The organism is Corallococcus exercitus (genome assembly GCF_003611585.1).
Taxonomy (GTDB): domain Bacteria; phylum Myxococcota; class Myxococcia; order Myxococcales; family Myxococcaceae; genus Corallococcus; species Corallococcus exercitus.
The window spans coordinates 1-12157 of record NZ_RAVW01000303.1 but is presented as its reverse complement, the minus strand read 5'-3'; the positions used below and the strand labels follow the sequence as shown (position 1 = coordinate 12157).

Genomic DNA, 12157 nt, shown 5'->3' with positions numbered 1-12157 from the left:
CTCCCGCACCGTGGCCGTCATCCCCGCCCGCCATGCCAGCACCCGCTTCCCTGGCAAGCCGCTCGCCCTCATCGCCGGCCGCCCCATGGTCGAACACGTCTGGCGCCGCTGTCAGGAAGCCAGCGCCTTTGACGAAGTGTGGGTGGCCACCGACGACGCGCGGATCCGCGACGTCGTGGAGGGCTTCGGCGGCCGCGCGGTGATGACCAGCCCCGCCTGCCCCACCGGCACGGACCGCATCGCGGAGGTGGCCCGCTCCCGCCCGGACGTGGACGTGTGGGTGAACGTGCAGGGGGATGAGCCGCTCGTGGACCCCGCCGCCCTCAAGGTGCTGGCGGGCCTCTTCCAGGACGGCGCGGTGCACATGGGCACCCTGGTGCGCCCCCTGGAGGCGGAGGAGGTGGACAACCCCAACGTGGTGAAGGCCGTGCTCGCCCTCAACGGCGACGCGCTCTACTTCAGCCGCGCCGCCGTGCCGCACGCCCGCGAGCCCGGCACGCCCGTACGCCGCTGGGCCCACCTGGGCCTCTACGGCTACCGGCGGGACACGCTGCTCCAGCTGGCCACGCTCTCCCCCACCCCGCTGGAGGAGGCGGAGAAGCTGGAGCAACTGCGCGCCCTGGAGCACGGCCTGCGCATCCGCTGCGCCCAGGTGAACTGGCGCACGGTGGCGGTGGACGTGCCGGAGGACGTGGCCCGCGTGGAGGCCGTGATGCGCGAGCGCGCCGGCCTCAGATGACCGGCAGCTCGTCCGGCTCGGCGCCCTTCGGGAAGGCCGCGTCGATGCGCTGGAGCTCCTCCGGCGTGAGCTTCAGCGAGGCCGCGCTCGCGTTGTCGCGCACGTGCGCCACGTCGCTCGCCTTCGGGATGGCGAACACGGACGGCCGGCGCACGAGGAACCGGAGCGCCACCTGGAACGGCGTCACGCCGTGCGCCTTCGCGATGGACGCCAGCACCTTGCCGCCCGCGCTGGTGGGCGACGGGAACTGCCCGTTGCCGAACGGGCTGTAGGCCACCACCGCCACGCCCTGCGCCTCGCACCACGGGACGACGGCGTGCTCGATGGCGCGCTCCTCCAGGTGGTACAGCACCTGGTTGCACGCGATGCGGCCCTTGCCCGCGAGGGCCAGCACCTCCTCCAGGTCCTCCACCCCGAAGTTGCTCACCCCCCAGGAGCGGATCTTCCCGGCCGCCACCAGCTCCTCGAAGGCCTCCACCGTGCCCTCCAGCGGGTGGGAGCCGGGCCAGTGCAGCAGGTAGCAATCCAGCCGGTCCGTGCCCAGCCGCTTCAGGCTGCGCTCGCAGGCGGCCACCGTGCCCCTGCGCGTCGCGTTGGAGGGCATCACCTTGGAGACGAGGTACACCTCGTCGCGCCGGCCCGCGATGGCCTTCGCCACCAGCGTCTCCTCCACGCGGCCGTGCCCGTAGAGCTCCGCGGTGTCCAGGTGCGTGAGCCCCAGGTCGAACCCGGCGCGCAATGCGCGGATGGCCCCTTCCGCGTCGTCGTCCTCCATCTGCCAGGTGCCCTGTCCGATGACGGGCACCGCCACCCCGGTGTTGCCAAAGACGCGCTTCTCCATGGCCCCTCCTCGCGTGGAACGCTTCCTGGAATCCTCCCCGGAATACCACCCGGGCCTCCCGCCTGCATCCCGGCCCTGCGTCACCCGCCGGGCTGCACGCCCCCCGACAGTCCAGTAGGCTCCGCCGGTGCCTCCCTCCGTCACCGCTCCGACATCCCACCGCCCTTCCGGGGTCACCGCGCGCCGCCTTCTGGCCCTCGCCCGCCCCGAGCTGGGCACGCTGCTGTTCGCCACCGTCTTCCTGCTCATCAGCAGCGGCGCCAGCCTCGTGTACCCCCAGGGCGTCCGCATCCTCATCGACGAGGCCCTCAACGCGAAGAACCGCGACCTCATCGACAAGGCCGCGCTCGTCATGCTGGCCGTCTTCCTGGTCCAGGGCGTCGCGACCGCCCTGCGCTACTACCTCTTCAGCACCGCCGGCGAGCGCGTGGTCATGCGCCTGCGCCATGACTTCTTCCAGCGCCTCATGAACCAGGAGGTGGCCTTCTTCGACACGCACCGCACCGGAGAGCTCACCAGCCGGCTCGCCTCCGACACCACCGTGCTCCAGAACACGGTGAGCGTGAACATCTCCCAGGGGCTGCGCAACGCCGTGCAGGTCCTGGGCGGCATCGTGCTGCTCTTCTACACCTCCGCCTCGCTCACGTTCCTGATGCTCGCCATCGTGCCCCTCGTCGTGGTGGGCGGGATGGTGTACGGCCGGCGCGTGCGCGGGCTGTCGCGCGACGTGCAGGACGCGCTCGCCAAGGCCAGCGAGGTCGCCGAGGAGAGCCTGTCCGGCCTGCGCACCGTGCGCTCCTTCGCGGCGGAGCCGTCGGAGGTCGCGCGCTACGGCAACACCGTGCGCCACGCCTACGAGGTCGCCCGTCACCGCGCGCGCCAGTCCGCCGCCTTCATGGGGGGCGCCTCCAGCGCGGGCTACATCTCCGCGGTGGTGGTGTTCTGGTACGGCGGCCGGCTGGTGGTGAACGGCGAGCTGTCCGTGGGCGCCCTCACCTCGTTCCTCATCTACACGATGCTCGTGGCCGTCTCCCTGGGCTCCCTGGCGGACCTCTGGGCGGACTTCATGCGCGCCTCCGGCGCCGCGGAGCGCGTCTTCGAGCTGATGGACCGCCCCCCCGCCATCCCCGCCAACGAGGGCGAGCGCCCCGCCACCGTCGAGGGCCTCGTGGAGCTGCGGGGCGTGCACTTCGCCTACCCCACGCGCCCGGACGTGCCGGTGCTCCAGGGCATCGACCTCACGCTCAAGGCCGGCGAGGTCGTCGCCGTGGTGGGCTCCTCCGGCGCGGGCAAGTCCACCCTCGCCGCCCTCCTGTCGCGCTTCTATGATCCGATCCAGGGCCAGCTCCTGCTGGACGGACGCCCGCTGCAGTCGCTGGACCCCAGCTGGCTGCGGCGCCACGTGGGCATGGTGGCCCAGGAGCCCCTGCTCTTCTCCTGCTCCATCGCGGACAACATCCGCTACGGCCGCCCGGACGCCACCGACGCGCAGGTGGAGGCCGCGGCGAGGGCCGCGAACGCGCACGACTTCATCCAGCGCTTCCCGGACGGCTACCGCACGGAGGTGGGCGAGCGCGGCGTGCAGCTGTCCGGCGGCCAGAAGCAGCGCGTGGCCATCGCGCGGGCCGTGCTCAAGGACCCGCGCATCCTCATCCTGGACGAGGCCACCAGCGCCCTGGACGCGGAGAGCGAGCACCTGGTCAAGGACGCCCTGGACCGGCTGATGCAGGGCCGCACCACGCTCATCATCGCCCACCGCCTGTCCACCGTGGCCAACGCCCAGCGCGTGCTGGTGCTGGAGTCCGGCCGCGTGGTGCAGAGCGGCACCCACGCCACCCTCATGACGCAGGACGGCCTCTACCGCCGCCTCGTGGAGCGCCAGGTCGTCGCCGCCTGAACGCTCGTTCTCCGGACGGGCCCCGGGTGCGCCGCTGACTTCGTGGCGCGAAAAGGGGGCACGCATTATCTCTGCTGCCGCAAGAAAGGAGGTGATGCCTTGAACGACAGCAAGATCAAGGCGTCCACCTCCGTCGCGGTGGCCCGCTAACACGGTGTCTGCCCGGCGGAAGTGACGCCTGCGGTACAGAGTCGCCCCCGCCTTTGCCGGCGGGGGCGACTTTTTTTGCTCCCCTTTCCTACCGGGAATGTCCTGTCCACCCACCGGTTCGTGGCCGCCGGGGGGAAGCGCCATCCACGACCGTTGGGTCGCCTGCCGGAGAACTGCCGTGTCCATCACGCCCTGCCCCATCCCCCTGCCCTCCGCCCTCCGTGATGAAGAGACGGTGGATGACCAGCGCAACCTTTTTTGTCCCAACTACGACGCCTGCCTGCACCAGGTCGTGAAGAAAGGCTGGGAGGGCTGGAGCTGCCGGGGGTGCGCCCTGCGACAGTTCCGCGTGGGCCAGCCCACCGCCCAGCAGTTCGCGGTCGCCCGTCCAGGCGGTTGGGACGCGCAGTGAAGGGCTGAGTTCGCGGGGCGGGGCCAGCCGGGCGTCCAGCCGGCAGAGATTATTTGACGCCCCCTGGCCCTCTTGGCAGGAAGGGACATGCGCTCCAAGAAAACCAAGTTCATCTTCGTGACGGGCGGCGTGGTCAGCTCGCTGGGGAAGGGACTGGCCTCCGCATCCATTGGCGCCCTCCTCGAGAACCGCGGGCTGGACATCACCCTCATCAAGCTGGATCCCTACATCAACGTGGATCCGGGCACGATGAGCCCCTTCCAGCACGGCGAAGTGTTCGTCACCGAGGACGGTGGCGAGACCGACATGGACCTGGGCCACTACGAGCGGTTCACCCACGCCCGGATGAGCCGCCTCAACAACTTCACGTCCGGTCGCATCTACAACGCGGTCATCACCAAGGAACGCCGGGGTGAATACCTGGGCAAGACGGTCCAGGTGATTCCGCACATCACGGATGAGATCAAGGCCAGCATCCGCCAGGCCGCCCAGGACGTGGACGTCGTCATCGTGGAGGTCGGCGGAACGGTGGGCGACATCGAGTCCCTGCCCTTCCTCGAGGCCATCCGCCAGATGCGCTACGACGTGGGCAGCCAGAACGCCGTCTACATCCACCTGACGCTGTTGCCGTACATCGGCGCCGCGGGTGAGGTGAAGACCAAGCCCACGCAGCACTCGGTGATGAAGCTGCGCGAGATCGGCATCCAGCCGGACTTCCTCCTGTGCCGCACGGACCGGGAGATTTCGCGCGAGCTGAAGGACAAGATCGCCATGTTCTGCAACGTGGACAACGGCAACGTGTTCACGTCCCCGGACGTGCGCAGCATCTACGAGCTGCCCCTGGAGCTGCACCGCCAGGGCCTGGATGAGCGGCTGGCGGAGGTGCTCAACATCTGGAGCCGCGCACCCCACCTGGAGAAGTGGGAGACCATCGTCCGGAAGATCTACGAGCCCGCGCGCGGTGAAGTCACCGTCGCCATCGTGGGCAAGTACGTGAACCTCACGGAGAGCTACAAGAGCCTCAACGAGTCCCTGCTCCACGGCGGCATCGCCAACGATGTGCGCGTGAAGCTGCGCTTCGTGGACAGCCAGGACGTGGAGGCGCAGGGGCCGGAGAAGACGCTCGCTGGCGTGGACGCGGTGCTCGTGCCCGGCGGCTTCGGCGTGCGCGGCACCGAAGGGAAGATCGCCGCGGTCCGCTACGCGCGGGAGAACAAGCTTCCCTTCTTCGGCATCTGCCTGGGCCTCCAGATGGCCGTGGTGGAGTTCAGCCGCACCGTGCTGGGCCTGAAGGGCGCCAACAGCCTGGAGTTCGACGAGCACACCCCGCACCCGGTGGTGACGCTCATGGAGAGCCAGGTGAAGGTGCAGGACAAGGGCGGCACCATGCGCCTGGGCAGCTACGCGTGCGCGCTCAAGGCCGGCACCGTCGCGCACAAGCTCTACGCCCAGGAATCCATCCAGGAGCGCCACCGCCACCGCTACGAGGTCAACAACGCCTACCGTGGCCGTCTCCAGGAGGCCGGGCTCGTCATCTCCGGCCACAACCCGGAGCTGAATCTGGTGGAGATGATTGAACTGGCGGATCATCCGTACTTCGTCGGCTGCCAGTTCCACCCGGAGTTCAAGAGCAAGCCCTTCGCCCCCCACCCCCTGTTCTCCGGCTTCATCGGCGCGGCGCTCGCCCAGCGCGACGCCAACCGGACCCAGGCCCCTGCCACCCCGGTGCGCGCATGAGCAACACCCCCTCCATCGAGCTGTGCGGCCACAAGGTCGGCCCCGGCCAGCGCCTCTTCGTCATCGCCGGCCCGGACAGCATCGAGTCCGAGGAGATGGCCCTGCGCCACGCCCACCTCCTCAAGGGCATCACCGCCCGGCTGGGCGTCCCGTATGCCTTCAAATGTTCCTATGACAAAGCCAACCGGACCAGCGGCAAGTCCTTCCGCGGTCCGGGTTTGAAGGAAGGTCTGAGAATCCTGGACCGCATCCGTCGGGAGGTGGGTGTACCCGTTCTCACGGACGTCCATGAAACCAGCCACGTCGGGCCTGCCGCTGAAGTCGTGGATATCATCCAGATACCCGCCTTCCTCTGCCGCCAGACGGACCTCGTGGAGGCGGTGGCCCGCTCGGGCAAGGGGGTGAACTTGAAGAAGGGACAGTTCGTCGCCCCCAAGGACATCGTCCACTCGGCGAGGAAGGCCGTGGAGGCGGGCAACCCGAACATCCTCGTCACCGAGCGGGGCTCCTCCTTCGGCTACAACAACCTCGTCGTGGACATGCGCGGCTTCGCCCAGATGCGCGAGGCCGGCCTCGTGGTGTGCATGGACGCGACCCACGCCGTCCAGCTCCCCTCCTCCAGCGATGGAAAGACAGGCGGCGAGCGCCGGTTCGTCTCACTGCTCGCCCGGAGCGCCGCCGCCGCCGGGATTGACGCTTTATTCACAGAAGTCCACGAAGACCCCGACCGTGCCCTGTGTGACGGTCCGTGCTCGCTCAATCCACAGATGTTCGAGGACGTGGTACGAGATGTGCTCAGCATCCGCCGCGCGCTGGGTCACGAAGCCAGTTGATGGACGCGAAAGGTGAGGAGGCCATGCAGACGGAAGCGCCTTCCAAGCCGGGCAAGGAAGAGCTGACGTCCCGTGCGTCGCGCGTGCGACTGCTCGTGTTCGACGTGGATGGCGTCCTCACCGACGGCGCGCTGTACTACGGCGACAACGGCGAGGTGATGAAGCGCTTCAACGTGAAGGACGGCCATGCGCTCGTCATGGCCCGGCTGGTGGGCCTGCCCGCAGCCATCCTCACCGCGCGCTCCTCCCGCATCGTGGAGGCCCGGGGCCGGGAACTCGGCCTCGCCGCCATCTTCCAGGGCCGCAAGGAGAAGGGTCCCGCCCTTCAGGAATTGCTGGCTCAACTCCAAATACCCGCAAATCAGTGCGCGTATATGGGAGACGACCTCAACGACCTGGACCCCATGTCGCTCTCCGGGCTTTCCGCCTGTCCCGCGGATGCCGTTCCAGAGGTGCGCCAGGAAGCGGACTTCGTTACGACGAACGTGGGCGGTCACGGAGCCGCCCGTGAGCTGGTGGAGCTGTGCCTCCGTGCCAGTGGCCGTTGGGATGACGCCGTGGGTCTGATGAGAAGCACAGGTAAACGCAGCACGTCGTAGGGTGGGTTGATCAAACCCCGCATCCAAGGTAGGTGTTTATTTCCATGGCTAGTGGAACGATGCAGTCCGAGGGGAGTACGGCGATGACGGACCAGCTCTACACGACGCACGACATCAGTCGGTTGCTTCAGGTGGACCCGTCGACGGTGAGCAAGTGGATCGACCGGGGCATCCTGATGGCCTTCCGCACGCCGGGTGGCCACCGCCGGGTGCGTTCAACCGACCTGCGCACCTTCCTGGTCACCCACCAGATGCCCGTGCCCGAGGAGCTGGGCAGCAGCACGGTGCGCCTGCTGGTCGTGGACGACGAGCGCCCGGTGCTGGACGCCATCAAGCGCGCGTTCAAGCCGCACGCGAACCAGGTGGAGCTTCAGACGACGACGAGCGGCGTGGAGGCCCTGCTGCTGGTGTCCGAGCAGAAGCCGCACGGGATGATCATCGACCTCAACATGCCGGACATCGACGGCATCGAGGTCTGCAAGCGCATCCGCGCGCGCAAGCAGATGGAGGGCGTGCGCCTCATCACCATGACGAGCAATCACACGCCCGACGTGGTGGAGCAGTCCAAGCAGGCCGGCGCGGTGGCGTGCCTGGCCAAGCCGCTGGACGTGACGCAGGTGATGGAGCTGTTCCGGGTTCCGCTGGCGCTCAACACCAGCGCTGCTCGCAAGTAAGGGGACGGGGGCTTCCGCCGGCCACCGCGGAAGCCCTCGGGTCGCAAGGATGCTTGCGGGAGTCGCCGCGCCTCGTCGCAGCGAGGGCAGCGGCCTCCCTGATGGGGTGTTGATGCATGCGCATCAACCCTGGACCTTCACCTCGACGACGCGGGGCTTGGTCTCCTCGCGACGCGGCAGGGTGAGGGTGAGCACGCCATTGTCGTAGCGGGCCTCCACGCGGGTGGCATCCACCGTGTCCGGCAGGCGGAACTGGCGCGCGTAGACACCCGAGGCGCGCTCCTGGCGGCGCAGGGTGCTCCCTTCCGGAACGTCTTCCGCCTTGCGCTCGGAGCGCACGGTCAGCACGCCGTCCTCCACCTTCACCTGGATGGACTTGGCGTCGTGGCCCGGCAGGTCCACGCGCAGCGTGATGCCGGACTCGGCCTCCAGGATGTCCGCCGCGGGCGTGACGGTGCGCTCGGCGTCGTTGCGGGCGCCCAGCTCGCGGAAGAGGAAGTCGAAGTCGCGCAGCAGCGGGTGGGTGATGGCGGCGTTGTTGAAGGGATAGCGAGCGTTCAGCATGGTCTTCTCCTGAGCGTGTCGTCCCATCGGACGCACGTTGTGCGGGTTCACAGTCGTTGTTGAATCGGGCGGCCGGGACCCCGTTTGTCGGGGGCGCCCGGCAGCGCCTTACAAGACTCAAGAGAACCATGGTTCGGGACGTGTCAAGGAACGGCCCCCGCCGTCCTGAAGGCGCCCAAACGGCCCCTCACGCCCGCCCGCCTGCCCTCCTGTCAGGAGGCCGCCGCGGGGGACTTCAGTCGTCGTCGCGGCCCAGGAAGACGCTGGCGCCGTCGTCGTCCCGGGTGACGCGCACCTGCCAGGGGCGGCAGCAGACGGGGCAGTCCTCCACGTAGGACTCGGCGGAGGCGCCCAGCGAGTCCACGTCGACTTCGACCTCTTCACCGCAGTAGGGGCACAGCTGGGTGGCGGCGTCCGCGAAGGGCTGCATGGGGCAAGCCTCCTTGCCCTTGAGGCATGTTCCCAGGCCTTCAGGGCATGTTCATTGACGTGGACTGAGCGTCCGCGCCATCAGACGCTAGAATCCCCACCCCATGGCTCCCCCTTCCCGGAATCGCATCGCGGACATCCTCGTCAAGGCGCGCGTCATCGACGAGTTGCAGCTACGCAGCGCGCTCGCGTCGCTGGACCAGTGGGGCGGACGGGTGTCGCGCGTCGTCGCGGACCTGGGCCTGGCGTCCGAGGAGACCATCACCCAGGCCATCTGCCAGGGCCTGGGAATGCCGCGCGTGCAGCTGGGCAACCTGACGAAGGACGCGGCCGCGCTGTCGCGCGTGGACGTGGGGCTCGCCGAGCAGAAGGGCATCTTCCCCGTGCAGCTCAAGGACAACGGGAAGACGCTGGTGCTGGCCATGTCCGACCCCACGGACCTGGCCACGTTGGATCAGGTCGCGGCGCGCAGCCGCGCCCGCGTGGTGCCCATGGTGGCGGGCGACCGTGAAATCGAGCACGCCATCCTGCGCCACTACCGCGGCCAGGAGCCGGTGGAGAAGAAGCGCTTCAAGCCCGACACGAACAAGCAGCAGGACGCGGGCGAGCTCCCCGAGGAGGAGGAGTTCAAGGTCGTCGACATGAGCGGCAAGACGGTCGTCAAACGCATCAGCGACATCGTCGACCCGAACGCCGCGCCGCCGCCCGCCGCGCCTGCCCCGCGCGCGGCCCCCGCTCCCGCGTCCGCCGCAGCGAGCGCGGGCTCCAGCGCCTCGGACATCCTGGATGAAATCCTCGCGGGCGGCTCACCCACCTCCGAGTGGACGGAGGAGGACCTGGCCCGCCTGCAGACGGTGCAGCAGAACCAGGAGAAGAGTTCCAAGATTCTGCGCGCCCTGCTGGAGCTCGTCTTCGAGAAGGGCGCGGTGCAGCAGCGCGAGCTGGCCGCGCGCATGCGCGTCTGAAGTTCAGCCCACCTCGCGCAGCTCGCGCGCGGTGAGCCCCAGCAGCGTGAGGATGGTGTCCAGCCCGCCGGCGGAGATGGACGTGTCGGCGGCCTCGCGCAGCTTCGGCTTGGCCCGGAAGGCGATGCCCAGGCCCGCCTTCTCCAGCATCAGCAGATCATTGGCCCCGTCGCCCACGGCGATGACCTGCTCCAGGAGGATGCCCTCCTGCGTCGCCAGCGTCTCCAGCAGCTCCGCCTTGCGGCGCGCGTTGACGATGGTGCCCACGGTCCTGCCGGTGAGCTTCCCGTCCCGCACCTCCAGCGCGTTGGAGTACGCGAAGTCGATGCCCAGCCGCTTCTGGAGCGCCTCCGCCGCCACGGAGAAGCCGCCGCTGATGACCGCGGTGCGGTAACCCAGGCGCCGGAGCACGCGGATGAGCGTCTCCGCCCCTTCGGTGAGCGGCAGGTTCGCGGCCAGGTCGTGCAGCACGCGAGCGTCCAGCCCGGCGAGCAGCGCCACGCGCTGGCGCAGGGACTCGTCGTAGTCCATCTCCCCGTGCATCGCGCGCTCGGTGATGGCGGCCACCTGGGCGTGGACGCCGTACGCCCGCGCCAGCTCGTCGATGACCTCCATGCGGATGAGCGTGGAGTCCATGTCCATCACCACCATGCGCTTGCCCCGCCGGTAGAGGCTCTCGCGCTGGAGGGCCACGTCGAACGTGGGGCTCGCCATGGACAGCGCCAGCAGCGCGCGCTTGAGCGCCGTGGGGTCCGCGTCCGCGGGCAGCGTGACGTGCAGTTCCACCGCCGCGAGCGGCGTCTCGCTCAGCCGGGTGATGCGCTCCACGCGCGCGTTCCCCGCCGCCAGCTCCCGCGTCAGCGCGTGCACGTCGCGCACGCCCAGCGCCTTGCCCGTCGCGGTGACGACGTAGCGCAGCGGCTCCGGCCCCAGGGACGGAGCGGCCGGAGGCACCGCGCGCACGTCCACCGTGACACCCAGCTCGCGGGCCAGCTCGGGGAGCGCCCGCAGGGACTCTCCCACCCGCGCGCCCTCTGGCAGACGCACCCACAGGGCCAGGGTGAGCAGGCCCTGCACCACCCCCTGCTCCACGTCGAGCAGCTCCGCGCCCGCATCCGCGAGCAGGCCGGTGAGGCGGGCGGTGGTGTCGGGGCCGTCCCTGCCGGTGACGGTGAGGAGGACGCTGTCGGAGGGGCGCGTGTGCATGTGCGCGCCGCAGTCTGACAGGTCCATGTCGCAACGAGCGAGCCTCGTGAGACGAGGCCCGCCTGCCCGGCCGACGGCTACTCCTGCGTCGGATCCGACGACACGATGAGTGAACCACGGTCCAGGTACTCGCGCTCCGGGAAGGCCTTGTAGAAGTCCTCCAGCATCGCGTCCACGTCCGGGTAGCGCTGCTCGCGCTTGTCCTGCGTGGCCTTGTCGAAGAGCTGATCCAACCCGCTGGGCGCCTCCGGGTTCACCTCCGAGGGCAGCGGCGAGCGGCGGCCCGGAATCTGCCCGGTGAACATCTCGTAGAGCAGGATGCCCAGGCCGTACACGTCCGCGGACGGGCCCGGCTCCTTGGCGCCCCGGTTCATCAGCTCCGGCGCCATGTACACCATGCCGCCCGTGCCCACGAACACCTGGGGCATGCCCTTGGTGGCGTCCACCTCCACCACGCGGCTCATGCCGAAGTCCGCGAGCTTCGCGTTGCCGTACGCGTCGAAGAGGACGTTCTCCGGCTTGATGTTGTGGTGGGTGAGCCCCGCGGCGTGCGCGGCCCGCAGGCCATACGCCAGCTGCAGGAAGGTGCGCAGCGCGTGCGGCACCTCCAGGCCCTTGCCGCCCGCGGCCTCCAGCCGCTCCTTCAGGCTGCCGCGCATCAGCTCCACCACGAAGTAGGGCCGCGCCGAGTCCACGTTCTGGTCGAGGATCTGCACCACGCCCGGGTGGCGCACCTGCGCCTGCGCGCACAGCTCCTTCTTCAGGCGCTTGAGGACCTCACCGCGCTGCAGGAAGGAGAAGTAGCCGAAGATGTCCTTCAGCTCCTTGATGCAGATGTCCAGGCCCAGGGCGTTGTAGCGGCCCTTGAAGACCGTGCCCAGCGGCCCCGTGCCGATGGGGTCGAACTTCTGGTAGCGCAGGTCCAGGTCGCTGGCGCCCTTCGCGGCGGCCGCGGCGGCGGCATTGGGGACCGGGGCTGCGGGAGCGGGCGTCGTGGAGGGAGGGGGCATCGGAGCGGGCGCGGCGGAGAGCGGAGGGGTGATGATGAGCGGCTGGGACGCGCTGGGGATGGGCGCGGTCACCACGAGGGGCTGGGCAACCGGGGCGGGCG

At 69.5% G+C, this 12157-nt stretch carries 13 protein-coding genes; 8 read left to right on the top strand and 5 right to left on the bottom strand.

The window, feature by feature from the left end:
* Nucleotides 1-739, top strand: a 739-nt coding sequence (gene kdsB / locus D7W79_RS29590; protein ID WP_244222035.1) for a 3-deoxy-manno-octulosonate cytidylyltransferase, incomplete at its 5' end; no start/stop codon positions are given.
* Here kdsB and D7W79_RS29585 read toward each other — a convergent pair.
* Nucleotides 732-1580, bottom strand: a complete 849-nt coding sequence (locus tag D7W79_RS29585; RefSeq protein ID WP_120528727.1) for an aldo/keto reductase — start codon at nt 1578-1580, stop codon at nt 732-734. The two genes, kdsB and D7W79_RS29585, sit on opposite strands and share 8 nt — an antisense overlap.
* A gap of 127 nt (nt 1581-1707) precedes the next feature.
* Between D7W79_RS29585 and D7W79_RS29580 the strand changes: the two genes are divergently transcribed.
* From D7W79_RS29580 to D7W79_RS29555, 6 genes are all read left to right on the top strand, one after another.
* Nucleotides 1708-3477: an ABC transporter ATP-binding protein gene (locus D7W79_RS29580; protein ID WP_120528726.1), complete on the top strand. Its 1770-nt coding sequence runs from the start codon at nt 1708-1710 to the stop codon at nt 3475-3477.
* A 328-nt stretch (nt 3478-3805) separates the two neighbouring features.
* The gene (locus D7W79_RS29575; RefSeq protein WP_120528725.1) at nt 3806-4039 is read left to right on the top strand and encodes a hypothetical protein; all 234 of its coding nucleotides are present in this window, start codon (nt 3806-3808) and stop codon (nt 4037-4039) included.
* Between the two features lie 87 nt (nt 4040-4126).
* A complete protein-coding gene (gene pyrG / locus D7W79_RS29570; RefSeq protein WP_120528724.1) occupies nt 4127-5776 on the top strand; it encodes a CTP synthase in 1650 nt (549 codons plus the stop codon).
* Nucleotides 5773-6609, top strand: coding sequence for a 3-deoxy-8-phosphooctulonate synthase (gene kdsA / locus D7W79_RS29565; protein ID WP_120528723.1), 837 nt, complete (start codon nt 5773-5775; stop codon nt 6607-6609). The genes pyrG and kdsA overlap by 4 nt, the downstream gene beginning before the upstream one ends.
* Nucleotides 6610-6632: 23 nt before the next feature.
* Nucleotides 6633-7208 carry a KdsC family phosphatase gene (locus D7W79_RS29560; RefSeq protein WP_171436003.1) on the top strand — a complete coding sequence of 192 codons (576 nt, stop codon included), beginning with the start codon at nt 6633-6635 and terminating at the stop codon, nt 7206-7208.
* Nucleotides 7209-7252: 44 nt separating this feature from the next.
* Nucleotides 7253-7882, top strand: coding sequence for a response regulator (locus tag D7W79_RS29555; protein WP_043321054.1), 630 nt, complete (start codon nt 7253-7255; stop codon nt 7880-7882).
* A gap of 123 nt (nt 7883-8005) precedes the next feature.
* Here D7W79_RS29555 and D7W79_RS29550 read toward each other — a convergent pair whose 3' ends face one another.
* Both D7W79_RS29550 and D7W79_RS29545 read right to left on the bottom strand, forming a co-directional pair.
* Nucleotides 8006-8446 carry an Hsp20/alpha crystallin family protein gene (locus D7W79_RS29550; RefSeq protein WP_244222034.1) on the bottom strand — a complete coding sequence of 147 codons (441 nt, stop codon included), beginning with the start codon at nt 8444-8446 and terminating at the stop codon, nt 8006-8008.
* Nucleotides 8447-8681: 235 nt separating this feature from the next.
* Nucleotides 8682-8876 carry a CPXCG motif-containing cysteine-rich protein gene (locus tag D7W79_RS29545; RefSeq protein WP_120528721.1) on the bottom strand — a complete coding sequence of 65 codons (195 nt, stop codon included), beginning with the start codon at nt 8874-8876 and terminating at the stop codon, nt 8682-8684.
* A gap of 103 nt (nt 8877-8979) precedes the next feature.
* Here D7W79_RS29545 and D7W79_RS29540 point away from each other — a divergent pair, with 103 nt between their 5' ends.
* On the top strand, nt 8980-9840 hold the full coding sequence (locus D7W79_RS29540) for a GspE/PulE/PilB domain-containing protein (protein ID WP_120528720.1): 861 nt from the start codon (nt 8980-8982) through the stop codon (nt 9838-9840).
* A 3-nt stretch (nt 9841-9843) separates the two neighbouring features.
* On the opposite strand, the gene serB is transcribed toward D7W79_RS29540, so the two are convergent.
* On the bottom strand, nt 9844-11046 hold the full coding sequence (serB, locus tag D7W79_RS29535; RefSeq protein ID WP_120528728.1) for a phosphoserine phosphatase SerB: 1203 nt from the start codon (nt 11044-11046) through the stop codon (nt 9844-9846).
* A 77-nt stretch (nt 11047-11123) separates the two neighbouring features.
* The coding region (locus tag D7W79_RS29530; RefSeq protein ID WP_244222033.1) for a serine/threonine-protein kinase at nt 11124-12157 on the bottom strand (1034 nt) is incomplete at its 5' end.